This window comes from Parasphingomonas puruogangriensis, assembly GCF_036663635.1.
Lineage (GTDB): Bacteria > Pseudomonadota > Alphaproteobacteria > Sphingomonadales > Sphingomonadaceae > Sphingomonas.
Genome location: NZ_JAXOJI010000006.1, coordinates 148,832 through 172,055 on the forward strand (window position 1 = coordinate 148,832; position 23,224 = coordinate 172,055).

Annotated in this window: 22 protein-coding genes and 1 pseudogene; 14 read left to right on the forward strand and 9 right to left on the reverse strand. The window is 65.4% G+C overall.

What is annotated here, in order from left to right; translation table 11 throughout:
* Positions 1-21 precede the first annotated feature (21 nt).
* Positions 22-651 carry a DUF4893 domain-containing protein gene (locus U1739_RS15125; protein ID WP_332709399.1) on the forward strand — a complete coding sequence of 210 codons (630 nt, stop codon included), beginning with the start codon at positions 22-24 and terminating at the stop codon, positions 649-651.
* Here U1739_RS15125 and U1739_RS15130 read toward each other — a convergent pair.
* Positions 626-1,618: a cation diffusion facilitator family transporter gene (locus U1739_RS15130; RefSeq protein ID WP_332709400.1), complete on the reverse strand. Its 993-nt coding sequence runs from the start codon at positions 1,616-1,618 to the stop codon at positions 626-628. The genes U1739_RS15125 and U1739_RS15130 overlap by 26 nt on opposite strands.
* A gap of 98 nt (positions 1,619-1,716) precedes the next feature.
* Between U1739_RS15130 and U1739_RS15135 the strand changes: the two genes are divergently transcribed.
* The 4 genes from U1739_RS15135 (at position 1,717) to U1739_RS15150 (ending at position 5,546) form a co-directional block, all read left to right on the forward strand.
* Positions 1,717-1,962 carry an AbrB/MazE/SpoVT family DNA-binding domain-containing protein gene (locus U1739_RS15135; protein WP_332709401.1) on the forward strand — a complete coding sequence of 82 codons (246 nt, stop codon included), beginning with the start codon at positions 1,717-1,719 and terminating at the stop codon, positions 1,960-1,962.
* A gap of 6 nt (positions 1,963-1,968) precedes the next feature.
* Positions 1,969-2,358 (forward strand): type II toxin-antitoxin system death-on-curing family toxin, encoded by a 390-nt coding sequence (locus U1739_RS15140; protein WP_332709402.1) that lies wholly within the window; start codon positions 1,969-1,971, stop codon positions 2,356-2,358.
* A gap of 253 nt (positions 2,359-2,611) precedes the next feature.
* Positions 2,612-3,997 (forward strand): helix-turn-helix domain-containing protein, encoded by a 1,386-nt coding sequence (locus U1739_RS15145; RefSeq protein ID WP_332709404.1) that lies wholly within the window; start codon positions 2,612-2,614, stop codon positions 3,995-3,997.
* Between the two features lie 124 nt (positions 3,998-4,121).
* A complete protein-coding gene (locus tag U1739_RS15150; protein ID WP_332709522.1) occupies positions 4,122-5,546 on the forward strand; it encodes a S41 family peptidase in 1,425 nt (474 codons plus the stop codon).
* A gap of 58 nt (positions 5,547-5,604) precedes the next feature.
* Here U1739_RS15150 and U1739_RS15155 read toward each other — a convergent pair whose 3' ends face one another.
* The gene (locus tag U1739_RS15155) at positions 5,605-5,886 is read right to left on the reverse strand and encodes a hypothetical protein (RefSeq protein WP_332709405.1); all 282 of its coding nucleotides are present in this window, start codon (positions 5,884-5,886) and stop codon (positions 5,605-5,607) included.
* Positions 5,887-6,446: 560 nt separating this feature from the next.
* Between U1739_RS15155 and U1739_RS15160 the strand changes: the two genes are divergently transcribed.
* Entirely contained in the window at positions 6,447-8,042 is a 1,596-nt protein-coding gene (locus tag U1739_RS15160; RefSeq protein WP_332709406.1) for an isocitrate lyase, read from the forward strand.
* 300 nt (positions 8,043-8,342) lie between these two features.
* Here U1739_RS15160 and U1739_RS15165 read toward each other — a convergent pair.
* The 4 genes and pseudogenes from U1739_RS15165 to U1739_RS15180 all read right to left on the reverse strand — a co-directional run bounded on the left by U1739_RS15165 (position 8,343) and on the right by U1739_RS15180 (position 13,290).
* Positions 8,343-9,629: pseudogene (locus U1739_RS15165) on the reverse strand (bifunctional phosphopantothenoylcysteine decarboxylase/phosphopantothenate synthase).
* Positions 9,626-10,744 carry a hypothetical protein gene (locus U1739_RS15170; RefSeq protein ID WP_332709407.1) on the reverse strand — a complete coding sequence of 373 codons (1,119 nt, stop codon included), beginning with the start codon at positions 10,742-10,744 and terminating at the stop codon, positions 9,626-9,628. Before U1739_RS15170 ends, U1739_RS15165 begins: the two are co-directional and overlap by 4 nt.
* 142 nt (positions 10,745-10,886) lie before the next feature.
* Positions 10,887-12,422, reverse strand: a complete 1,536-nt coding sequence (gene ubiB / locus U1739_RS15175) for a 2-polyprenylphenol 6-hydroxylase (protein ID WP_332709408.1) — start codon at positions 12,420-12,422, stop codon at positions 10,887-10,889.
* Between the two features lie 127 nt (positions 12,423-12,549).
* The gene (locus U1739_RS15180) at positions 12,550-13,290 is read right to left on the reverse strand and encodes a class I SAM-dependent methyltransferase (protein WP_332709409.1); all 741 of its coding nucleotides are present in this window, start codon (positions 13,288-13,290) and stop codon (positions 12,550-12,552) included.
* Between the two features lie 161 nt (positions 13,291-13,451).
* Between U1739_RS15180 and mutM the strand changes: the two genes are divergently transcribed.
* From mutM to U1739_RS15205, 5 genes are all read left to right on the forward strand, one after another.
* Positions 13,452-14,264, forward strand: coding sequence for a bifunctional DNA-formamidopyrimidine glycosylase/DNA-(apurinic or apyrimidinic site) lyase (gene mutM / locus U1739_RS15185; protein WP_332709410.1), 813 nt, complete (start codon positions 13,452-13,454; stop codon positions 14,262-14,264).
* 97 nt (positions 14,265-14,361) lie between these two features.
* On the forward strand, positions 14,362-14,625 hold the full coding sequence (gene rpsT / locus U1739_RS15190) for a 30S ribosomal protein S20 (protein WP_332709411.1): 264 nt from the start codon (positions 14,362-14,364) through the stop codon (positions 14,623-14,625).
* A gap of 444 nt (positions 14,626-15,069) precedes the next feature.
* On the forward strand, positions 15,070-16,482 hold the full coding sequence (dnaA, locus tag U1739_RS15195) for a chromosomal replication initiator protein DnaA (RefSeq protein ID WP_332709523.1): 1,413 nt from the start codon (positions 15,070-15,072) through the stop codon (positions 16,480-16,482).
* 62 nt (positions 16,483-16,544) lie between these two features.
* Positions 16,545-16,775 (forward strand): AbrB/MazE/SpoVT family DNA-binding domain-containing protein, encoded by a 231-nt coding sequence (locus U1739_RS15200; protein ID WP_332709412.1) that lies wholly within the window; start codon positions 16,545-16,547, stop codon positions 16,773-16,775.
* Positions 16,765-17,169 (forward strand): PIN domain-containing protein, encoded by a 405-nt coding sequence (locus U1739_RS15205; protein WP_332709413.1) that lies wholly within the window; start codon positions 16,765-16,767, stop codon positions 17,167-17,169. Before U1739_RS15200 ends, U1739_RS15205 begins: the two co-directional genes overlap by 11 nt.
* Here U1739_RS15205 and trpS read toward each other — a convergent pair.
* The 3 genes from trpS to secB form a co-directional block, all read right to left on the reverse strand.
* Positions 17,166-18,173: a tryptophan--tRNA ligase gene (gene trpS, locus U1739_RS15210; RefSeq protein WP_332709414.1), complete on the reverse strand. Its 1,008-nt coding sequence runs from the start codon at positions 18,171-18,173 to the stop codon at positions 17,166-17,168. The two genes, U1739_RS15205 and trpS, sit on opposite strands and share 4 nt — an antisense overlap.
* Before the next feature lie 11 nt (positions 18,174-18,184).
* Positions 18,185-19,747 carry a murein biosynthesis integral membrane protein MurJ gene (murJ, locus tag U1739_RS15215; RefSeq protein ID WP_332709415.1) on the reverse strand — a complete coding sequence of 521 codons (1,563 nt, stop codon included), beginning with the start codon at positions 19,745-19,747 and terminating at the stop codon, positions 18,185-18,187.
* 139 nt (positions 19,748-19,886) lie between these two features.
* Positions 19,887-20,396, reverse strand: coding sequence for a protein-export chaperone SecB (secB, locus tag U1739_RS15220; protein WP_332709416.1), 510 nt, complete (start codon positions 20,394-20,396; stop codon positions 19,887-19,889).
* A 164-nt stretch (positions 20,397-20,560) separates the two neighbouring features.
* Here secB and U1739_RS15225 point away from each other — a divergent pair, with 164 nt between their 5' ends.
* From U1739_RS15225 to U1739_RS15235, 3 genes are read left to right on the forward strand one after another with little or no spacing between them, the layout of a single operon-like run.
* Positions 20,561-21,205 (forward strand): Tim44/TimA family putative adaptor protein, encoded by a 645-nt coding sequence (locus U1739_RS15225; RefSeq protein WP_332709418.1) that lies wholly within the window; start codon positions 20,561-20,563, stop codon positions 21,203-21,205.
* On the forward strand, positions 21,205-22,497 hold the full coding sequence (gene mltA / locus U1739_RS15230; RefSeq protein ID WP_332709420.1) for a murein transglycosylase A: 1,293 nt from the start codon (positions 21,205-21,207) through the stop codon (positions 22,495-22,497). Before U1739_RS15225 ends, mltA begins: the two co-directional genes overlap by 1 nt.
* Positions 22,498-23,178: a Smr/MutS family protein gene (locus U1739_RS15235; protein WP_332709421.1), complete on the forward strand. Its 681-nt coding sequence runs from the start codon at positions 22,498-22,500 to the stop codon at positions 23,176-23,178.
* Positions 23,179-23,224 lie beyond the last annotated feature (46 nt).

Here is a 23,224-nt window from a genome sequence, read left to right on the forward strand (position 1 = left end):
ATATAACAGAATCGGTCGCGCATGCATTTCAGAATTGGCTTTGGCCTCGCCGCTTGTGCGGTGCTGGCGGCGTGCGGCGGCAGCGAGCGTCCGGCGACCGTCTCCTCGTCGGCGACGGCCGATTGGCGTCGTGTCGCGACCGATGGCGATCGCGAACGCTTGCGCGTGTGGCGGCGTGCCTGGGTCGAGGCGCTGACCAAGGCGCGCGCCTCCGGCAACACCAAGGCGATCGTCGCACAGGGTGCCTTGTTCGAGCCGGATCGCGCGCTGGATGTCGCGATGCCGCCGCCCGGCCGCTATAAATGCCGCGTGTTCAAGCTCGGCGCGCGGGGCACGGCGACGCAGGACTTTACGGTATACCCGTATTTCGCGTGTCGCGTCGTCGCCGAAGGGGATGTGTCGAGCTTCTTCAAAGAAAGCGGATCGCAACGCCCCGTCGGGCTCGCCTTTCCCGACGGCTCCGGCCGCGCGATCTTCCTCGGCACGATGATGCTGGGCGACGAGAAGACCGCGCTCGATTATGGTCGCGACACCAGCCGCGACATGGCGGGGATCATCCAGCGCGTGGACCAGCGGCGCTGGCGCGTGATCTTGCCCTATCCGCGCTTCGAATCGCTGCTCGACGTTATCGAGATGCTGCCGGCGGAATAAGCACCACGGCGTCCTCCGCCACCGCTGGAGCGGGCTGGAATACCGCCGCATTCTCGCGCTTTTCCGGGCGGATATAGATTGACGACAGCTGCGGCACGGCGGCGCGCAACTGGTCCTCGATCCCCTCGATCAGCGTTTCCGCCTCGCCCATCGTGAGGCTGTCGCGGAAATCGGCACTGATCGCGACGAAGATCGCGTCCGGCGCGGTATGGATCGTGCGCACATGGTTGACGCCGGTGACGGCCGGGCTGGCCTCGACCACCGCGCGGACGGTAGCGACGATGGCCGGATCGGCGCCTTCGCCGATGAGCAGGCCCTTGGCCTCGCGCGCGAGCAGCATGGCCACGCCACCGAGGATGACGCCGATGGCGATCGAGGCGATGCCGTCGAGCCGCGCGTCCTGCCAGGCATGGCTGGCCCACACGCCGATACCGGCGATGAGCAGGCCGGCGAGCGCGGCCGAATCCTCGAACAACACGATGAAGCCGGCGGGATCCTTCGAGCGGTGGACCGCTTGCCACCAGCCGGCAGCGCCTTTCGACGCGGCGAATTCGCGCATCGCGATGACCCATGACGTACCCTCCAGCGCGAAGGCGACGGCCAGGACGATGTAGTTGATCGTCGGATCGCGCAGCGGCTCGGGGGCGAGATAGTGCGTATAGCCTTCATAGACCGACACGCCCGCGCCGACCGCGAAGATGAGGATGGCGACGACGAACGCCCAGAAATACAGCTCGCGGCCATAGCCGAACGGGTGCGCCTCGTCCGGCGCCTGCTTGCCGCGATGCTGGCCGAACAGCAGCAGCAGCTGGTTGAGGCTGTCGACCACCGAGTGGAACCCCTCGGTGAGCATCGAGGAGGAGCCGGAAATGCCGGCAGCGATGAACTTGGCCAACGCAATGCCGAGATTGGCCGCCAGCGCGGCCAGGATGACGATATTGGAACCGCCTTCTTTCGTGGCCGCCATGCTCATGATCCCGGTGATGAAGGAAGGCGCTGTATGCGCGTTGCACCGGGCACGTCCACATGCTTGTCCTGCCACCATATGTTTGTTATAACTTGAGTATGAACATCGCAACCAAGCTCCGCCGGCCATTGAAGATCATCAAGATCGGCAATTCTCAGGGCGTCATCCTGCCCAAGGATATGCTCGACCAAATGCACGTCGTGCTCGGCGACGAATTGCACGTACGTGAGACGGCGGGTGGGATCAGCCTATCGCCGGTCGATCCCGATTTCGTCGATGCGATGACTAAGGCCGAGGAGATCATGCGCGAGGACCGCGACATCCTCGCCGTGCTCGCGAAATGATCCGCGATGGCTGATCCTCGTTTCATCGGTGTCGACATCGCCTATGCCGTGCACGATCGGCAGCTTGCAGAGCATGGCGGGTTGGCGGGCATCGAGGACGCCGGGTTGCTCGAGTCCGCGCTTGGCCGCCCCCTCAACAAGCATGGCTATGACGAAGACGATTTATGCGCTTTGGCTGCGGCATATGCATTCGGGATCGTGCGGAACCATCCGTTCAACGACGGCAACAAGCGCACGGCATGGGTCATGGCGCGTCTGTTCCTAAGGCTGAACGACGTGACGATTGCATTCGACAAGGCGGATGCGATCAGGACGATGTTGGCGTTAGCGTCGGGCGAACTCGATGAAACGGCGCTCGCAGACTGGTTTCGTCGCCACATCGTCCAGCCGAAATAGGAAATGCCCGCCGAGCAGGTCGCTCGGCGGGCATCCTTTCCTCCCCAGGAAATGCGGTCGGCGGGCGGCGCCTTTACAGATGCCGCTGGCCGTGTGCCGACGCTTAAGTCACGGAAATGTCGGGCGCGGCCAGCCCCGCTTGGCGCGTGCGGTGGTGAACACGTACGCTAGCCGCGGTTTGCGCCTGTGCGCTTGTAAAGACGTGACAGAATGAGGCATGAGGACGGCGTAGAGATTTTACAGGTGGGGCCGGATGGCGGATCGGAAATTGTTCGCTGGGCACGCGGTGCGGCGGTTGCGGCGGCAGGCCGGGCTGACCCAGGCGGCGATGGCCGAAACGCTGACGATATCGCCGAGCTATCTCAATTTGGTCGAGAAGAATCAGCGGCCGCTCTCCGCATCATTGCTGGTCAAGCTGGCGGAGTCGTTCGATTTCGATCCGCGCGCGCTGGCCGCTGGGGAGCCGGGCGGCGGCGAGGCGGCGATCCGGCGGCGGCTGGCCGATCCGATCTTCGCCGACCTGGAGATCGACCGCAACGAGATCGAGGAATGGCTGGCCGGCGCGCCCGGCGGGGCGGAGGCGTTCGCGCGGGCGTTCGATCGGCTGGGAACGAGCGGAGACCCCACCGCCGGCGCGGCCGATCCGATCGCCGAGGTGCGCCGCGAGATCGAGCGCTGGCGCGGACACTTTGCCGATCTGGATGCGATCGCCGAAGCGCTGGCCGATGAGCTGCGCTTGGGCGCGGGCGACCTGTACGGCGCGATCGCCGAGCGGCTGCGGGTCAAGCATCAGCTGACCATCCGCATGCTGCCGATCGAGGTCATGCCGGATCTGTTGCGGCGCACCGATCTGCACGCGCGGCAATTGCAACTGAGCGAGATGCTCGACCCGGCGTCGCGCACCTTTGCCGCGGCGTTCCAGCTGGCGCAGATCGAGGCGCGCGGGGAGATCGAGGCGCTGGCCAAGGGCGCGGGGTTTGCCGACCGCCAGGCCGAGAAGCTGTTTCGGCGGCATCTGGCGGGCTATTTCGCGGCGGCAGTGATGATGCCTTATGCGCGGTTCCTGCGCGCGTGCGAGGCGACGGGCTACGATCTGGAACTGCTGCAACGGCGCTTCGGCGCCGGTTTCGAGCAGGTGGCGCATCGGTTGACGACGTTGCAGCGCGTCGGCGCGCGCGGACTGCCCTTCTTCCTGGTGCGGATCGATCGGGCAGGGCAGGCGTCGAAGCGCTTTTCCGGCGCGAGCAATGCGCCGCTGGCCGAGGCCGAAGGGCGGTGCCCCTTGTGGCGTCTGCATCATGCGTTCGACCGGCCGGGGGCACTGGACGTGCATCTGGTGGAGCTCGAAGATGCGTCGCGCTGGCTGACGCTGGCTCGCACGGTGACGCCACAGGGGCGGCGCTATGGCGCGATACGCGCCGAATTCGTGGTCGGCATCGGAGTCGCGGCGAGCCATGCCGGCACGTTGGCGGCGGCGCGCGGCATCGATCTGAAGGGCGAAGCGACGCCGATCGGCCTGGGCTGTCGCGCCTGCCAGCGCACCGCGTGCCCGCAACGCTCCGCGCCACCGATCGGCCGGGCGCTCACCATCAACGAGCGGGAACGCGGAATCAGCGCCTTTACTTTCGGCGGCGACTGAATCGCGGTGACTTGCGCCGCAGATCGTGGCAAGTCACTAAAGTTATTCGAACTATTCGATAATTGGCCGGAGTAATGGTGTGACGAAGCAACGGCAATTCGGCGCATTGGTAGCCCTGGCAGCGATGTTGTCGGCTTGTGGCGGCGGCGGCAGTGGGGGCGGATCGTCGTCCAGCATCATCGGGTCGACGCCAACGCCGACCACGACGCCGACGCCAACCCCCACGACGACCCCCACGACGGGCGGCTGTTCGCTGCGCGCGCGGCAGGATTGGGTCGCGGCACAGATGCGGGAATGGTATCTGTTTCCAGAGACGCTGCCGACCGGGCTCAATCCGGCGAGCTATTCGTCGGTGGACGATTATCTCGATGCGCTGACCGCCAATGCGCGGGCGCAACGCAAGGATCGCTACTTCACCTATCTGACCTCGATCGCCGAAGAGAATGCCTATTATGCGTCCGGCGCGACCGCCGGGTTTGGCGTGCGCCTATCGCTGGATACGTCCGACCGTCTGTTGGTCGCCGAATCGTTCGAGAATGCGCCGGCGGCGGCGGTCGGGGTGGTCCGTGGCACGCAGATCGTGGCGATCGGGACGACCAGCGCCAACCTGCGCACGGTAAGCGCGATTCTGGCCAGCGAGGGCGTCGCCGGGCTGAACAATGCGCTCGGCCCCGACACGCCGGGCACGACGCGTGTGTTTCAAGTGACCGGCGTCGGCGGTGACCGCACCGTGACGGTCGCCAAGGCGGATTTCGAGCTGCAGCCGGTCGGTCCGAACGGCGCGCGGGTGATCGACGATAATGGCAAGAAGGTCGGCTATGTGAATCTGCGCACCTTCATCTCGACGGCCGATCCGCAATTGCGCAGCGCGTTCGCCAATTTCCGCGCCCAGGGCATCACCAATATCGTCGTCGACTTCCGCTATAATGGCGGCGGTTTGCTCTCGATCGCCGAATTGATGGGCAATCTGTTGGGCGGCAATCGCTCCAGCGCGGAGGTGTTCGATTACGTCACGTTCCGCCCCGAGAAAGCGTCGAACAACACGACTGCCTATTTCGCGCCGCAGCCGCAATCGATGAGCCCGACGAAGATCGCGTTTATCGGCATGTCCGGCACCGCGTCGGCGAGTGAATTGGTGATCGCCGGCATGGTGCCGTATCTGCGCGCCAATGCCGGGCTGATCGGCACCAACACCTATGGCAAGCCGGTCGGGCAGATCGCGCGCGACAATGACGGGTGCGACGATCGGCTGCGCGTGATCGCATTGTCTTTGCAGAATGCCGATCGGCGCGGTGATTATTATAATGGCGTCGCGAGCGTGGTGGAGGCGTCGTGCCAAGCGGGCGACGATCTCAGCCGGCCGATGGGCGATCCGGCCGAGGCATCGACGCGACAGGCGCTGGATTTCCTCGCCGGGCGGGCCTGCACGCCGATTTCTACTGCGCCGCTCGGTGCGGCGAGCCGGGCGGCGGTGGGCGAGGTGCCGGGCGCACTGCTTTCATCGACACGGCCCAATACCGCGCAGCGCGAAGTGCCCGGGCTGTTTTAAAGCAGCAGCCTGGCGAAGGCTGCTGTCTTAAGGCAGCACCTTGGCGGCGCCTGGGAAGTTAGCCGAGCAGATAGACGATCGCGCCGAGCAATAGGGCGACGATCGACAAGCCCAATAGGAGCATGAGCCAGGTGGCCCATTCCGGCACCGCCTGCCAGGCATCGGTGGCCGGCGGCGGCGATGCGCCAACGAAGCGGCGCCGATGCAGCAGCTCGATCGGTGCGCCGGCAAGAGGCGCGTGCGCCATGCCCTGCGGCGTCGCTGCAGTGCCGCCGTGGCGCTGCCAGTGCGCGCCCTGCGTGGTGCGGTGTTCGTCTTGTCCCATCACTATTTTGGTCATTGTTGCTCCCCATGCGAAAGGTGCCGTCGAATGCGGTGCGGACGCAAGGGGTAAGCGATCGAAAACGGCTAGTTCTTGATCCCAAGTAACTAGATTGATGATGAAATTTGCGTTCACTGGTTTTGTGGACGGCTGCGGCGGCTATTAAGGGTGTTTGGGGACGATAGGGGCAGGATATCGGGGGAGCCGGCGTTGCCGATGTGTCTGGCAATGCCGCTTGTCAGCAGAGACGCGGACGCTGGATCGCGCCATTTGCCGGCGGTCTCGATCGGTTCGGGATCGTCGCGTTGATCGCGCCGGCCTCGCCGTGTCGCCTGGTGGGCGCCGACGTCTGCAACGTGGCCGCGGTGGTCGGTTTTCCGGCTGACCATCCCGTATTGGCATGGTCGATCGGCCGACTGCGCGCCCGGACCTCGTATTCCCAACTGTGAGTCATATATTTACATAATGACATGTGGCGGCATGGACGCTTCTACATGATTACGCTCTGCCAACCCTTGGACGGATGGAGTCGGTTGTAAATATGCCTACAGCAAGGCATCCAACTGACGGGACACATCATGACCTACCAGACGCACATCGCCGAAACGACCGACCTGATCCGGCGCCACGATGGCACCTGGGACGGGATCGATGCCGAGGCGGTGGCGCGGATGCGGTTGCAGAACCGGTTCCAGACCGGGCTGGATATCGCGCGCTATACGGCAGCGATCATGCGCAAGGACATGGCGGCCTATGACGCCGATCCGGCGAACTACACGCAGTCGCTGGGCTGCTGGCATGGCTTTATCGGCCAGCAGAAGATGATCAGCATCAAAAAGCATTTCGGCACCACCGAGCGGCGCTATCTGTACCTCTCCGGCTGGATGATCGCGGCGCTGCGCAGCGATTTCGGCCCGCTGCCCGATCAGTCGATGCATGAAAAGACCAGCGTCCCGGCGTTGATCGAGGAACTCTATACCTTCCTGCGCCAAGCCGATGCGCGCGAACTGGGCATGATGTTCCGTGAGATCGATGCGGCGCGCGATGCGGGCAACAGCATCGAGGAGCAACGGCTGCTCAACGCGGTGGAGAATTACCAGACGCATGTCGTGCCGATCATCGCCGATATCGATGCCGGCTTCGGCAATGCCGAGGCGACCTACCTGCTCGCCCGGAAGATGATCGAAGCGGGGGCGTGCGCGCTGCAGATCGAGAACCAGGTGTCGGATGAAAAGCAATGCGGGCATCAGGACGGCAAGGTCACCGTGCCGCACGAGGACTTCCTCGCCAAGGTGCGGGCGTGCCGCTACGCGTTTCTCGAGCTCGGCGTGGCGGATGGCATCATCGTGACGCGGACGGATTCATTGGGCGCGGGGCTGACCAAGCAGATTGCCGTCTCCAAGACCGCGGGCGATCTGGGCGACCAGTATAATTCCTATCTCGATTGCGAGGAGATCGATCCGGCCACGGCGCAGAATGGCGACGTGATCCTCAACCGCGATGGCAAGCTGTTGCGGCCGAAACGCCTGCCGTCGAACCTGTTCCAGTTCCGCGCCGGCACCGGCGAGGATCGCTGCGTGATGGATTGCATCGCCAGCCTGCAGAACGGCGCCGACCTGTTGTGGATCGAGACCGAGAAGCCGCATATCGAGCAGATCGCCGGCATGGTGGATCGTATCCGCGAGGTCGTTCCGAACGCCAAGCTGGTGTACAACAACTCGCCGTCGTTCAACTGGACGCTCAACTTCCGCCAGCAAGTATATGATGCCTGGGCGGAAAGTGGCCGCGATGTGTCCGCGTTCGAGCGCGCGCGGCTGATGTCGGTCGATTATGACGGGACCGAATTGGCCGACGAAGCAGACGAGCGCATCCGCACCTTCCAGCGCGAATCGGCGGCGCGCGCGGGCATCTTCCATCACCTGATCACGCTGCCGACCTATCACACCGCGGCGCTGTCGACCGACAATCTCGCCAAGGAGTATTTCGGCGAGCAGGGCATGCTCGGCTATGTGAAGGGCGTGCAGCGCAAGGAAATCCGCGAGGGGATTGCCTGCGTGAAGCATCAGAACATGTCGGGCTCGGATATCGGCGACGATCACAAGGAATATTTTGCGGGCGAAGCCGCCTTGAAGGCCGGTGGCGCGCACAACACGATGAACCAGTTCGCGGCGTGATGCGCACAGGGGCAGTGTAGCTGCCCCCGAGACGCAGCACGCCCGGCCGGCGGGGCCAACGGCCCCGACCGACGACGCGGCTTGGCCGCGGCGCGACTCAGCCCATGGTCAAACGGGCGGGTCGTTATCCCAGGGAGGGGTGCCGAAGGCCCGGGCGAAAGCGCCGGGCCTTTTGCTTCGGTTCGTAAGTGCGTTGGAGGAACACCACCGTCATCCTCGCGGATGCGCGGATCCCGCTCCTTCTGGTCAGGGCGGGGCAAGGCAGCGGGATCCCCGCTTTCGCGGCGACGACGAATTAGGTTAGGCTAATGCTAATGCCGCGGCGATCCGCGCCGCCAGCCGCTCGGCGACCTCCTCTTTGGGCAGGCGTTCCCAGCTCTCCACGCCGCCGTCGGTGACGATATGCACGGTGTTGGCGAATCCGCCCATCACGTCGCCGGACACATCGTTGGCGACGATCCAGTCGACATTCTTGCGCGCGCGTTTGGCGGTGGCGTGCTCGATCACGCGCTCGGTTTCCGCAGCGAAACCGATCAGCAGTTTGGGGCGCTGCAGGCTGCGGGCGAGACCGGCGAGGATGTCGGGGTTCTCGACCAGGTGGAGCACGGGCGGGGCGCCGCTTTTCTTGATCTTTTGCCCGGCGCCCTCGACGCGCCAGTCGGCGACCGCGGCGACCATCACGGCGGCGTCGACGGGGAGGGCGGCGGTGACGGCGGCCTGCATGTCACGCGCCGTCTCGACGTCGACGCGAGTGACGCCGGGCGGCGTGTCGAGCGTGACCGGGCCGGCGACCAGCGTGACCCGCGCGCCGAGCTTGGCCAGCGCGGCGGCGATCGCGAAGCCTTGGCGGCCGGAGGAGCGGTTGGCGAGATAGCGTACCGGGTCGATCGGCTCGTGCGTCGGGCCGGCGGTGACGAGAATGTGCTTTTCAGCGAGGGTGCTGGCCATGTGTCGCCCTCACCCTTCCGTCGCTTCGCTCCTCCCGCCCTCTCCCGATGGGAGAGGGAAGGGGCCCGCCGGCGCCGCCGGTGGGAAGAGTGAGGGCGATGTTGGTCGTGTAGCCAGCAACTCCCGGATCGCCTCAAGGATCGCCGCTGGCTCAGGCAGCCGTCCAGGCCCATATTCCCCGCATGCCATCGCGCCCTCGTCCGGCTCGAGCACGGTCACGCCGTCGCCGCGCAGCGTGGCGACGTTGCGGCGGGTGGCGGGGTGCTGCCACATGCGCACGTTCATCGCCGGCGCGGCGAGCACCGGCTTGTCGGTGGCAAGCAGCAATGTGGTGGCGAGATCGTCGGCGATGCCGGCGGCCATCTTGGCCATCAGGTCGGCGGTGGCGGGGGCGATGACGACCAGATCGGCTTCGCGGCTGAGCTGGATATGGCCCATTTCGGCCTCGTCCTTGAGGTCCCACAAGGTGGTGTAAACCTGGTTTTCGGACAAAGCGGCGAGCGTCATCGGGGTGACGAAATGCTGGCCCCCGGCGGTGAGCACGCATTTCACCGCGATACCGGCCTTGCGGCACAAGCGGATCAGTTCGCAGGCCTTGTACGCCGCGATACCGCCGCCGACGATCAGCAGGATTTTCATCGGGTCAGCCTCGTGATGGTGATCCTGCGCGTGTCGCGCGCGGCGACGACCAGGTCGCGCAGGCCGTCGGGCACGAAGGCCAGGCCGATCAGGATCGCGGGGGCGATCATCAGGCCCCAGTAAAAGGTATCGGCGCGGGCGAACAGGCTAAGCAAGGCGGCATAGGCGCAGAATGTGGCGAGCGCGCGCACGGCCAGTGGATCCTTCCACGCCGCCCAGCCGAACAGCGTCAGGCCGACCAGCAGCGCAGCGAGCCATGCCGGGGCCAGGGCCAGCGCGGTCGAGATCGTGATCGTCTTCACGAAGAAGCCGAAGCCGAGCAGGCCCGACCAGCCGGGCGAGGTCGGATCGAGCGGACGGACCACCTGCGAGACGGCATAAGCGTGGAACATGATGACCAATGCAAAGGCAGCGAGCGTGGCGGCCCAGCCCCAGGCTTCGCGGCGATGGCCCTCGATCAGGGCCAGCGCCGCCATGACGATCACGTAGAGGCACGCGGTTTCGCGGATCAGCATCGCCATCATGCCGAACGCAGCGGCCTCCACCCAGCGATCCGGTTTGCGCAGCGCAAGCGACAGCGCGATGAACAGGCCGGCCCAGACTTCGTGGAAGCCGGCGAGTTCGTCCTGCACGAAGGCGGCCATGCCGCCGGCCAGCAGGATCACCGCGATGACGCGCGCGGGCGGGCGCGAGAAAGCAGGGCGCAGACGCACGAACCAGGCGACCAAGACCGCGGCGGCGAGCAGGTATAGCAAGGCAACGGTCAGCTTGGGCGGGAGCATGCTTTCGACCATGGCAAGCGTCGGCAGACGGAATGTGATGAACGGGCGCAACGGGTAATTACCGGTGCGCAGCGCCGCGGCGGTGACGGCATAATAATTGCCTCCGGCGCGCACGCCCGAGACGATCGATTCATAGAGCACGACATCCGCCATCTCTTCGGTACGCGCGGCGGGATCGCGGCTGGCCGGCGGCGGGCCGGGGGCGGCCAGCGCGGTGAGGCCGGCGGCCAGGAGCAGGGCGAGGAGGGCCAGCGTCCAGCGTGCGGTAAGCGGCTTCAGTCCTGCGAAGCGGCTGGGGGCGGCGAGCCAGAGGGGGGCGTGGGCGCGGGGCATCAGTTCTTCTCCCCTCCCTTACTACCGCCGTCGCCCCGGACCGGTTGCGGGGTCCACTGTACCGCCGAGGCAAATGCCGATTGGTTTGCCGCGCGGTGGACCCCGGAACAAGTCCGGGGTGACGTGGTGGTTGCCTGGCAGGTCACCCGACCAGCCACCAGACCATGCCGGCGCTAACTGCCGCGCTGAGCAAGGCAACCGCGATATAGCGCCAGCCACCGCCGATGCGCACGACCTCGATCTCGCGCAAGGGCGGGCTGGGCGGGGCGCCGCCGGGGGCGGGATAGCGCGCCTCGATGTTGCGGATCAGATCGGGCAGGCGCGCGAGCGTGCGCAGATCGGTGATGATCTTGTCCGCGACGAACGCCTCGGGGCCGAGCTCGGTGCGTATCCATTCGCTGACGAACGGGGCGGCGGATTCCCACAGGTTGATGTCGGGATCGAGGCTGGTGGCGACGCCCTCGACCATCACCATGGTCTTCTGCAGCAGCAGCAGATGCGGCTGGGTCTGCATGTCGAAATCGCGCGTGATGTTGAACAGGCCGTCGAGCATCATGCCGATCGACATGTCCTTCACCGCCATACCGCGCATCGGCTCGCCGACCGCGCGCAGGGCGGTGGCGAATTCGGCGACATTGTGGTGCGGCGGGACATAGCCCGCCTCGAAATGGATTTCCGCCACGCGCTTATAATTGCCGGTGATCAGGCCGTAGAGGATCTCCGCCAGCCACACGCGGGCGCGCCGGTCGATCCGCCCCATGATGCCGAAATCGATCGCGGCGATCTTGTTGCCGGGCAAAGCGAACAAATTGCCCTGGTGCATGTCGGCGTGGAAGAAACCCTCCGCGATGGCCTGGCGCAGGAAGGCGTGAACCAGCGTGTTGGCGAGCAGGCGGACGTCATAGCCTGCCTCGACCAATGCGGCGCGGTTGCTGAGCTTGATGCCGTCGACCCATTCCAGCGTCAGCACCTTACCGCTGGTGCGTTGCCAATCGATCGCCGGCACGATGAAATCGGGCTCGGCGGTCATCGATTCGGCGAGTTCGGACGCGGAGGCGGCCTCGCGGCGCAGATCGAGCTCGCGTGCGGTCCAGCGCTTGAACGTCTCGATCACCAGGCGTGGGCGCAGGCGGGAGAGCTCGCCGCCCATCGCTTCGACCTGCGCGGCGGCCCATTGATAGGTGTCGATGGCGCGAGCGAAATCTTCCTCCACGCCGGGACGCAGCACCTTCACCGCAACCGTGCGGCCGTCGGTAGTGACCGCACGGTGGACCTGCGCGATCGAGGCGGCGCCGACCGGCACGGGATCGATCGACTGGAACAGCGCGCTGGGATCGCGGCCGAACGCGCGGGTCATCGCGGCGTGGATCGTCTCATAGGGGACGGGGGGCAGTGCGTCCTGCAGGCGAAGGAGATCGAGCGCCGCCGTATCGCCGACGATGTCGGGACGGGTGGCGAGCGTCTGGCCCAATTTGATCGCAGCCGGGCCGATCGCCTGGAGCGCGTCGGCGTAGCGCGGGACGGCGGGGACGCGCGCGCCGATCCGCGCGATGCGGGCGAGGCGGCGCACCGGGACCGGCGTATTGGGGTCGCGCTCGATGCCCTTGAGCGCACCGTGCCGGGCAAGGATGCGGCCCCATTTGAGCAGGCGCCAAAGGTGGGTGGTGGCTTGGGTCACTGTAGCTCCCCTCCCGCTTGCGGGAGGGGCTGGGGGAGGGCCTGTAGTTCAAACGGGCGGTCCAGCCCGGACAGGCCCTCCCCCGACCCCTCCCGCAGGCGGGAGGGGGGAAGAAGAAGCGAGCCCATCAAATCTTCCAGCCGCTGTGAATCGCGACCAACCCGCCGAGCATCGGCTCGACGTTGGTCTGCACGAAGCCGGCGTCGGCGATCATGCCCTTGAACGTTTCCATATCGGGGAAGCGGCGGATCGATTCGATCAGATAGCGGTACGAATCGGGATCGCCGGCGAGCAATTGGCCGAGTTTCGGCACCACCTTGTGCGAATAGGCGTCGTACACGTCGCCAAAGCCTGGCCACAAGGTGGTCGAGAATTCCAGGCAATAGAAACGACCGCCGCGGCGCAGCACGCGGTGCGCTTCGCGCAACGCCTTAGGAATATCGGTGACGTTGCGGATGCCGAACGCGATCGTATAGGCATCGAAGAAGCGATCGGGGAATTGCAGCACTTCCGCATTCGCCTCGGTCCAGACGAGACCGTCTATGCCGCGCTTGGCGGCGCGCTCCATGCCGACGTCGAGCATCGCCGGGTTGATGTCCGCGACGGTCACCGCGGCGCCGGCGGCGGCCAGGCGGAAGGCGATGTCGCCGGTGCCGCCGGCCATGTCGAGCACCTGCTCGCCCTCGCGCGGTTTGACGCGGCGGACGAAGCGGTCCTTCCACAAACGGTGCATGCCACCCGACATGGCATCGTTCATCAGATCGTATTTGGCGGCGACGCTGGTGAAGACGCCGCCGACACGGGCGGTTTTCTGCTCGGCGGGAATGTCTTCATAGCCGAAGGAGACGGTTGGCGCGGGATCGGTCATGCAGAGGCTCTAGCCGAGGGAATGGCTGCCGCAAAGCCATGCAGATTGACTCTCCTTCGTCATCCCCGCGAAAGCGGGGATCCCGCTGCCTTCGTGCCTCGCACACTGGTTCGGAAAGAAGAAGCGGGATCCCCGCCTTCGCGGGGATGACGGAGCGCAGGATGCCGGAATTACCAGAAGTCGAGACGACGGTGCGGGGGCTCAGGCCCGTGCTCGAAGGCCAGCGTTTGGCGTCGGTCGAGACGCGGCGCGGCGATCTGCGGCGGCCGTTTCCGGAGGATCTGCGCCAGCGCATGACCGGGGCGACCGTCACCGCGCTCGGGCGGCGCGCCAAATACGGGCTGATCGAGACCGATCGGGGCGACACGATGATATTCCACCTCGGCATGACCGGGCGCTGGCGAGTCGATCCGGCGGACATGCTGCCGCACGATCACCTGCTCATCACCACCGATAACGGGCGGCACCTGGCGCTCAACGATGCGCGGCGATTCGGCTCGGTCGATCTGTGGCCGACCGCGGAGATCGATCACTATCCGCCGTTCAAGGCCATCGGGCCCGAGCCGCTCGGGCCCGATCTGACCGCCGCCCATCTGCGCGACGCGCTGGCGGGGCGAAAGGCGTCGATCAAGCTGATGCTGCTCGACCAGCGCATCGTCGCGGGCCTGGGCAACATCTATGTGTGTGAAGCGCTGTATCTGTCGCGCATCTCGCCCAAGACGGCGGCAGGTCGCGTTTCGCCGGCGCGACTCGAACGCTTGGTGGTGGCGATCCGCGACGTGTTGCTGGCCGCGATCGAGGCCGGCGGATCGACCTTGCGCGATTATGCCAAGCCGGACGGCGAACTGGGCTATTTCTCCAAGCAATTCGCGGTTTACGGCCGCGAAGGCGAGCCGTGCGGCTGTGGCGGGCTGGTCAAACGCTATAGCGAAGGTGGGCGATCGACCTTCTGGTGCCCGAAATGCCAGCGTTGAGTGTTGACCGCCGGCCTGAGCGCAGTTAAGGAGCGCGCTTTCCGGGGCTGCGGGCTTAACCGTTCGCGCCCCTTTCTATTTACCAGATGAGGGCTTCATGGCGAACACGCCACAGGCGAAAAAGCGTATCCGTCGTAACGCGGCACGCACCATTGTGAACGGCAACCGAGTCGGCCGCATCCGTACCTTCGTCAAGAAGTGCGAAAATGCGCTGATCGCGGGCGACAAGGATGCGGCGAGCGCCGCATTGGTCCAGGTCCAGCCGGAGCTGATGCGTGGCGTGGCCAAGGGCGTTTATCACAAGAACACCGCATCGCGGAAGTTCTCGCGCCTGACCAAGGCGGTCGCCGCGCTCGGTTAAAAGTCAGTAATATTACGCAAATATTGCCCGTCGGGACTCGTCCCGGCGGGCTTTTTGTCGTGCCCTGCAGCGATAAAATGCTGCAAAATCGGGCTGCTATGATGCAAATCAAACCGAAATGGAACGAGTGCAGAACAGTCGCAGAAACCCTGCGATTCGCATCTACTACAATCGCCAAGCCGCGGGAAAACGCTGTAATTACAAAAGCTTGTTAGAAATACGACGCGAAACCTTGGCCTAATCCGAGTCAAGGCGATTATTTCGAAATTGTGACCGGTTCCGGTCTTGATAGACTCGCCGCAATCTTCTTAATTGGACCTCGGCGGCGGCGTTTCTGCCCCGCATTCTATCGTAACGGCTTCGTCGCCGGGCGGATGTGATTCCGCCTGCGGGGAGGTTTTGCGATCGTGAATTGAGCAGCGCGGGGGCAGATCGCGCCGTGGTATAGAGGGTGCGTGTATCGTGGGATTTGGGGCCGATCGACAGGGTGACGCGGCGCGCGCATGGGGGACCGTCCGCGGTCACCTGCGCGAATCCGCCGGCGCTCGCCTGTTCGATCAATGGCTGAAGCCCATGGAGCTGATCGACGACGGTGGTGAAGGCGCGGGCGACACGATTCGCCTGGCCCTGCCATCGGCGTTCATGACCAATTGGGTGCGCAACCATTATGCGGACCGCCTGACGGCGGAATTCCGCGCAATCCTGCCCGAGGTCCGTGGCGTGTCGATCGAGACGCGCACCGCCACGGCGCCTGCCGCAGCGCCCGCGCCGACCGTGTTGAGCGTGGCGACGTCCGCCGCGCCGGTGGCGGAGAAACCGGTCGTGGCGTCCGAACGGCCGCCGCTCGACGCGCGCTTCACCTTCGATCGCTTCGTCGTCGATGCCTCCAACAAGGTCGCGTTCAACGCCGCCAAGGCGCTGGCCGAGCCCGGCGCGCCACGCTTCAGCCCGCTGTTCCTGCATAGCGGCACCGGGCAGGGCAAGACGCATCTGATGCACGCCGTCGGCCACGCCTATCTCGCCGCCGTGCCGGAAGCGCGCGTGATCCTGATGTCGGCCGAGCGCTTCATGTTCGAGTTCGTCTCGGCGATGCGCGCCAAGGATACGCATGCGTTCAAGATGCGGCTGCGCTCGGCCGACCTGCTGATGATCGACGATCTGCAGTTCATCGCCGGCAAGGATGCCACGCAGGAAGAATTCTTCCACACGATCAACGAAGTGATGGCGGCCAATCAGCGGCTGGTGGTGTGCGCCGATCGCTGCCCGCAGAGCCTGGATGGGGTGGAGGCACGCATTACCTCGCGCCTGTCGGTCGGGCTGGTGGCCGACATCAAGGCGCCGGACCTGCCGCTGCGCCAGGCGATCCTGCAGCGTAAATTGGTCGATATGCCGGGGGCCACCGTACCCGCCGAGGTGCTCGACCTGCTCGCCGGGCGGATCACGCAGAGCATCCGCGATCTCGAGGGCGCGCTGGGGCGGATCGTCGCCTATGCGCAACTGACCGGCGACAGCGTGGATCTCGACTTCGCCGTGGCGACGCTGGGTGATGTGCTGCGCGGCGCAGAACGGCGCGTGACGATCGACGAGATCCAGAAGGCGGTATCGGCCCATTTCGAGCTCAAGCCGGTGGATCTGGTGTCGGCCAGGCGGGCGGTGGTGGTGGCGCGGCCGCGGCAAATCGCGATGTATCTGGCCAAGCGCCTGACGACGCGCTCGCTGCCGGAGATCGGGCGCAAGTTCGGCGGGCGCGATCATTCGACCGTGATCCATGCCGTGCGGCGGATCGAGGCGCTGCGCGATACGGACCGCGAGATCGATGGCGCGGTGCGGATCTTGCTGCGGGAGCTGGAAGGCTGATATTGTACGAGTGCCCTACACGATATACATTTCACAAAATGGATATCGTGTAGGAGTCGATCATGCGTGTGGCTCAATGGGGCAATAGTCTGGCGATCCGATTGCCCAAGGACGTTGTCGACAAGCTCAAGCTGAAGATCGGTGACGAAGTGGACATGGATGCGGTCGGTGCTCGCACGGTCGAGATATCCCGCTCGCTGACGCGCGAGCAAGCGCTGGAGGATTTGCGGCAGTTCGAGGGACTGATCTCAGCGGACTTCAAGTTCGATCGTGACGAGGCCAATGGCCGGTAACGCCTTCGACAGTAATATTTTGATCTATATCATCGCGGATGATCCGTCGAAGGCAGAGCGCGGCCGCTTCCTGATTGCCGAGGGCGGCACGATCAGCGTGCAGGTGCTCAACGAGATCGTCAGCGTTTCACGTCGCAAGCTTCGCCTGGAATGGCCGATCATCGTCGCCTATCTCAAGCGGCTCAAACTGCTTCTCAACGTGGTTCCGGTCGACGTCGCCGTGCACAATCGCGCCGTTGCGCTTTCGATGCGCTTCAATCTGTCATTCTATGACGCGGCGATCGTGGCAGCGGCGCTGCTGGCCGATTGCGACACGCTGTGGTCCGAGGACATGCATGACGGGTTGGTGGTCGACGGTCGGCTGACAATCCGTAACCCGTTCCGGCTAAGCTAGACCTGCAGCCCCATCGCGCGCTGTGCTGCCAGCAATGTCGGCGCGGCAAGGTCGCGGGCCTTTTCCGCGCCGCGGTCGAGCAGGCGGCTCACTTCGCTGCGGTCGTCGAGCAATTGCAACATGCGATCACGGATTGGCCCGAGCGTCGCCACCGCTAGGTCGGCGAGCGCGGGCTTGAAGGCGCCGAAGCCTTGGCCGGCATAGTCCTTGATCACTTGATCGGGCGTACGATCAGCGAGCGCGGCATAGATCGTTACGAGGTTCTTGGCTTCGGGGCGATCGGCCAGGGCGGCGACGTTGTCGGGCAGCGCATCCGCATCGCTTTTGGCTTTGCGGAACTTGGCGGCGATCGTCTCGTCATCATCGATGAGGTTGACGCGGGCCTGCTCCGACGGGTTGGATTTGGACATCTTGGTGCCGGCGTCACGCAGCGACATGATGCGCGGCGCAGCCTTGCTGACCATCGGTTCGGGTTGGGTGAACAATTCGGTCTGGTAATCGAGATTGAACTTGGCGGCGATATCGCGCGCCAGTTCGAGATGCTGCTTCTGGTCCTCGCCCACCGGCACGTGCGTGGCGTTGTAGAGCAGGACGTCTGCCGCCATCAGCACGGGATAGTCGTACAGGCCGACGCTGGCGCCTTCGCGGTTCTTGCCGGCCTTGTCCTTGAACTGCGTCATGCGGTTGAGCCAGCCGACGCGCGCGACATTGTTGAGCAGCCAGGCAAGCTCGCTATGCTGCGGCACGCGCGTCTGGTTGAACAGGATCGAGCGGTCGGGATCGATCCCGGCGGCGATCAGCGTCGCGGTCATCTCGATCGTGTTCGATGCGAGTTCGGCCGGCGCGATCCATTCGGTGAGGCCGTGAAGATCGGCGATGAAATACAAGGTTTCGCCGCCCTGCGCCTGGATATCGTCCTGCATCGACACCCATTGCTTCACCGCGCCGAGATAATTGCCGAGATGAAGATTGCCGGTGGGCTTGATGCCGGAAACGACGCGCATGTCAGATACTCTCAAACCGGGGTGCGCCGGAACATCATCCGCAGGTCGGCGGCGGTGTAGGCACGGAGCAGGAAACAGGCGACCGCGTAGACCAGCCCGCCGGTGCCGACCAGTACGAACATCGCCATCCAACGCGTCAGGCTTGGCCCCGTCGTGTACGGCGTGAACAGATGGTTGAGCAGATACATCGCGACGCCCATCAGCAACGCCGCGCCGAGCAGCCGCAGCGCGCGCCGACGCAGGCGCGGATCCGGCACGAAATGACCGCGCTGGCGCAGTGTTCGGTACAACAGGAACACGTTGACGCAACTCGCCAATGCAGTGGCCAAGGGCGGCCCGAGATGGCGCAGCGGCACGATGAAGGCCAGGTTGAGCGCCAGATTGATCGCGATCGAAATCGTGGCGTAGCGCACCGGCGTCTTGGTGTCCGAGCGCGCATAATAGCCCGGCGTGAGCACTTTCACGAGGATATAGGCGGGCAGGCCGACCGAGAAGGCGGCCAATGCACCGGCCGTGGCATAGGTATCGGCGGCGGTAAACGCGCCGTGCTGGAACAAGGCGGCGACGATCGGCGCGCCGCACACGATCAGCGCGACGGTCGCCGGCAGCGTGAAGAACAAGGCGAGTTCGGTCCCGCGATTCTGCGTTTCCATCGCATCCGCTTCATGGCCCAGGCCGAGCTGGCGCGAGATGGTCGGGAGCAGGACGGTGCCGAGCCCGATGCCGATCAGCCCGAGCGGCAGCTGATTCAGGCGATCGGCATAATAGATGTACGACACCGAGCCTTCGGGGAGCAGGCTGGCGGCAAGCGCGGTGGAGATGACGAGGTTGATCTGGACGGCACCGGCGCCGGCCGCGGCGGGCCAGATCAGCGCCAGTAGCTTCTTCACGTCTGGGTTGAGCCGCGGCAGGCGCAGGCGCAGCTTCACGCCCGAGGCGCGGCAGGCGAGCACCAGCCACAGCAATTGCAGCGCCCCCGATACGGTCACGGCGATCGCCTGATTACGTGCGGTGCCGAGCGGATCGGTGTGGAACAGCAGCAAGGCCGCGATCAGCGTCGCGTTGAGCAGGATCGGGGCGGCGGCGTTGACCCAGAATTTCTGCAACGAGTTGAGGATGCCGCCGAGCAACGACACGAGACTGATCAGCAGCAGATAGGGGAAGGTGATGCGCGACAGTTCGACGGCGAAGGCGAATTCGCCGGGGCCGGGGTTCTTGAACCCGCCCGACAGCAGATAGGTCACCGGCCAGGCGGCGAGCTCCATCACGATGGTCATCACGATCAGGATCGGCAGCAACACCGACAGCGCGTCTTCGGCGAAGGTGATCGCATTCGGCAAGCCGCCGTCCTTCTCGCCCATCTTGCGATTGAACATCGGGATGAACGCGGCGGAGAAGGCACCCTCGGCGAACAGCGCGCGGAACAAATTGGGCAGGCGGAAGGCGACAAGGAAGGCGTCGGAGGCGAAGCTTGCGCCGATGAAGCGCGCGAACAGCGAGTCGCGTACCAGTCCGAGCACGCGGCTGGCGAGGGTGAGCCCCCCGACGGACCCCAGCGCGCGTGTCAGGTTCATGGCCGCTTCGTCCTATATGCTTCGTCATCCTGAACTTGTTTCAGGATCCAGGCGCTGTCGGCTGCCCCAATGATCGTGTCAGTGAGGCGGGCGACCGCGCCTGGATCCCGAAACTAGTTCGGGATGACGTGGGGGCAGATCAGGCGGTGCCGACTTCGCCGGTGGTGACGGCGGGCTGGCCTTCGGCATCGGCCTGCTGCTGATACAATGCGGCAAAATCGATCGGCTCGAGCAGCAGCGGCGGGAAGCCGCCGTCGCGCACCGCGTCGGCCAGCACGCGGCGGGCGAACGGGAAGATCAGGCGCGGCGCTTCGCCGAGCAGGAACGGCTGGAGATGCTCGGCCGGAATGTTGCGCAGGCCGAACAGGCCGGCGAAGGAGAGGTCGACGATGAACGCGACCTGGCCCTCGGCCTCGGCGCGTACTTCGATCTTGAGCACGACTTCATAGACGTCCTCGCCAACCTGGCCCGAGCCGATGTTGAACTGGACGTCGATCTGCGGCGCGGTCTGGTTCTGGTAGATCGCCGGTGCGTTCGGATTCTCGAACGACAGATCCTTCACATATTGCGACAGCAGCCCGACGGCGGGCGTCGTGTCTTCGCCATTGCTGTACGGCTCGGTGGTCATGCCGCGGTCCTGATCGCTCATCGAAACTGTCCTATAAAAGAGGGCGCCGTCGCCCGGCCCGATACAGCGCGCGCCTAGCAGGCGGCGCTATCATGTTCAACGGGGGCGCGGTTTGGGGGGATCATTTGAAACCACCACGTGTTACGTCTATATTGCGCGTTCGCATCCCCGCGCTGGAGACCAAAGTGTTTTACGTTGTATTGCTTGCGATGGTCGCCGGGTTCGTGGCGTTGCGTCTCTATATGGTATTGGGCAAGCGCACCGGCCATGAGCAGGCGCTGCCCAAAGCCGCCGAGGAGCGTGCACCGATCACCGTGCTGCCGCGCCCGATCGAAGGCGGCGCCGAACCGCGCGAGACCGCCAGCCGCAACATCGACAACAAGGCCGAAGCCGGTTTGCGGCAGATCGTCGCGGCCGAGCCCAATTTCGATATCGGCCAATTCGTCGAGGGCGCCAAAGGCGCGTATCGCATGATCCTGGAAGCCTATTGGAAGGGCGACGAAGAGTCGCTCGAATGGCTGGTCGAGCCCGACGTCAAAGCGGCGTTTGGCGAAGCGATCGCGGCGCGGGCCGAGACCGGGCATGTGCTCGACAACCGCCTGGTATCGATCGAGCGCGCAGTGATTACCGATGCCGGCGTTACCGATGGTGCCGCACGCATCACGCTCCGCTTCGATGCTGACATCGCTGCGATCACCCGCGATGCGGATGGCAATGTGATTGCTGGATCGATGAGCGATGCGGTCGAGACGCACGACGTATGGACGTTCGAGCGGACGCTGAAGAGCAAAGATCCGAACTGGAAGCTCGCCGACACCGACGAAGCGTGATGGTCGCGTTTGGGGGACGTGGCGTTGCCGGCGTCGCGCTCGGCCTGATGCTGAGCGCGTGCAGCGGCGGGATCGTGCCGCCGAACGGTGTCTCGCGCGCGCCGGCGCCGGTGCGGGCCGCCGGGCGGCAGGACTATCAGCCGCCGCGGCAAAACAACGTGCCGGTGCGCCAACCCGTCGCGTCCACCCCGCTGCCGCCGATCGCGATCGTGCCGGTAGTGGGGGCGACCACTGCCGCCGCCGCAGGCGTCGTCGCCGGACCGCCGCTCGCGTCACTGCCGATCAGCGATGCGCAGGCGCGCAGCGCGCTCGCGGCGTTTCGCATTTCGTGCAATTCGCTGATCCGCCGTGCCGATACGTCGGGGCTGACTCGCGGCAGCGATTGGCAGCCGGCCTGCACTGCGGCCCAATCGGCCGGCGATGCCCGGTCCTTCCTCGCGCAATGGTTCGAAACCGCGCAGGTCGGGGATGGCCGGGCCTTTGCCACGGGCTATTACGAGCCGCAAATCCATGGCGCGCGCGAGCGGCGCGACGGCTATGTGCCAATCTACGGCCGGCCGAGCGATCTGGTCGAGGGCGATCTCGGGCTGTTTTCGGACGATCTGAAAGGCAAGAAGATCCGCGGGCGGGTCGAGAAGAATGCCTTCATCCCCTATTTCGACCGCACCGCGATCGAGCAGGGCGCGCTCGACGGGCGCGCGCCGATTATCGCCTGGGCGGCGGACCCGGTGGAATTGTTTTTCCTGCAAGTGCAGGGCTCGGGCCAGTTGCGGCTGCCCGACGGCACGGTGATGCGTGTCGGCTATGATACGCAGAACGGCCGTTCGTACACCGGGATCGGCGCGCTGATGAAGACGCGCGGGCTGCTCGGCCCGGGGCAAACATCGATGCAGGGCATCGTGCAATGGCTGCACGACCACCCCAGCGAGGGTCGCGACATCATGCGCGAGAATAAGAGCTATGTGTTCTTTCGCGAACAACAGGGCTCGCCGCTGGGGGCCTTGGGCCTGCCGGTGACGCCGGCGGTGAGCGTGGCGGCGGACGTCAAGTTCGTGCCGCTGGGCGCGCCGGTGTTCCTGTCGATGGATCGTACCGACGCCAACGGCTTGTGGGTGGCGCAGGATACCGGCGGCGCGATCAAGGGCAGCAACCGCTTCGATACCTTCTGGGGTGCGGGCGATGACGCGCGTGCCACGGCCGGCGGGATGAGCGCGCGCGGCACTGCCTTCCTGCTGCTGCCGATCGGCACGGTCGCGCGGCTGACGGGCGCGCGAGGCATTCCGGCGCCATAAGTGGCGGATCGGCCGTTATCGTCGGGCGAGGCGGCGCTTTGGGCGCGCGTGCTGGAGACGGTGCGACCAATGCGGGTGGCGCCGAAGCCGGCCGCCAAGGTCGCCGCGGCGAAGGTGGCGACGAAGGTCGCGCCGCACAAACCGAGCAAGGCTGCTGCTGCTGCATCGGCGGCTCTCCCCGCCAAGGGGGCGGGGACCGAGTCGGGCGCCAGCGCGATGTTCCAAAAGCTGTTGGACCTTGGGGTCGGCAGCGTCGTGACCAAAGCGCGCGCTGGCGCGCGCACCCACCCCCAACCTCTCACTTCCAGGGAGGGGAGCAAAAGCAACACGCTAGACGGTTCGTGGGATAAGAAGCTGTCCCGCGGTCTCGTTTCGCCGGATTGCTCGATCGATCTGCACGGGCACAATCTCTCCACCGCTTACGCCACGCTCGATGGCGCGCTCGAGCAATCGATCCGCATGGGCGACCGTGTGGTGCTGCTGGTGACCGGCAAGCCGCCGCGCGCGGAGAGCGAACGGCCACATGCGCGCGGCGCGATTCGGGCCGCGGTGGGGGATTGGCTGGCGGGGTCGCGGCATGCCTCGCATATCGCCGCGGTGCGCGGTGCGCATCCACGGCATGGCGGCGCGGGGGCGCTGTACATCATCCTGCGCAGAACAGACCCGAATCGAGTTTATTAATCTTTGGCCGGTATTTTCGGTGTTGGATCTGGTGATGATCCGCAAC

Excerpts from the sequence above, each read along its gene's own strand:
- U1739_RS15180 (WP_332709409.1), bottom strand. The coding sequence starts at position 13,290 with ATGACCGATCCCGCGCCAACCGTCTCCTTCGGCTATGAAGACATTCCC.
- U1739_RS15170 (WP_332709407.1), bottom strand. The coding sequence starts at position 10,744 with ATGCCCCGCGCCCACGCCCCCCTCTGGCTCGCCGCCCCCAGCCGCTTC.
- U1739_RS15135 (WP_332709401.1), top strand. The coding sequence starts at position 1,717 with ATGAACATCGCAACCAAGCTCCGCCGGCCATTGAAGATCATCAAGATC.
- U1739_RS15205 (WP_332709413.1), top strand. The coding sequence starts at position 16,765 with ATGGCCGGTAACGCCTTCGACAGTAATATTTTGATCTATATCATCGCG.
- trpS (WP_332709414.1), bottom strand. The coding sequence starts at position 18,173 with ATGCGCGTCGTTTCCGGCATCAAGCCCACCGGCAATCTTCATCTCGGC.
- U1739_RS15155 (WP_332709405.1), bottom strand. The coding sequence starts at position 5,886 with ATGACCAAAATAGTGATGGGACAAGACGAACACCGCACCACGCAGGGC.
- U1739_RS15125 (WP_332709399.1), top strand. The coding sequence starts at position 22 with ATGCATTTCAGAATTGGCTTTGGCCTCGCCGCTTGTGCGGTGCTGGCG.
- mutM (WP_332709410.1), top strand. The coding sequence starts at position 13,452 with ATGCCGGAATTACCAGAAGTCGAGACGACGGTGCGGGGGCTCAGGCCC.
- U1739_RS15145 (WP_332709404.1), top strand. The coding sequence starts at position 2,612 with ATGGCGGATCGGAAATTGTTCGCTGGGCACGCGGTGCGGCGGTTGCGG.
- U1739_RS15150 (WP_332709522.1), top strand. The coding sequence starts at position 4,122 with ATGTTGTCGGCTTGTGGCGGCGGCGGCAGTGGGGGCGGATCGTCGTCC.
- murJ (WP_332709415.1), bottom strand. The coding sequence starts at position 19,747 with ATGAACCTGACACGCGCGCTGGGGTCCGTCGGGGGGCTCACCCTCGCC.
- rpsT (WP_332709411.1), top strand. The coding sequence starts at position 14,362 with ATGGCGAACACGCCACAGGCGAAAAAGCGTATCCGTCGTAACGCGGCA.
- U1739_RS15200 (WP_332709412.1), top strand. The coding sequence starts at position 16,545 with ATGCGTGTGGCTCAATGGGGCAATAGTCTGGCGATCCGATTGCCCAAG.
- mltA (WP_332709420.1), top strand. The coding sequence starts at position 21,205 with ATGGTCGCGTTTGGGGGACGTGGCGTTGCCGGCGTCGCGCTCGGCCTG.
- secB (WP_332709416.1), bottom strand. The coding sequence starts at position 20,396 with ATGAGCGATCAGGACCGCGGCATGACCACCGAGCCGTACAGCAATGGC.
- U1739_RS15140 (WP_332709402.1), top strand. The coding sequence starts at position 1,969 with ATGGCTGATCCTCGTTTCATCGGTGTCGACATCGCCTATGCCGTGCAC.
- U1739_RS15130 (WP_332709400.1), bottom strand. The coding sequence starts at position 1,618 with ATGGCGGCCACGAAAGAAGGCGGTTCCAATATCGTCATCCTGGCCGCG.
- U1739_RS15160 (WP_332709406.1), top strand. The coding sequence starts at position 6,447 with ATGACCTACCAGACGCACATCGCCGAAACGACCGACCTGATCCGGCGC.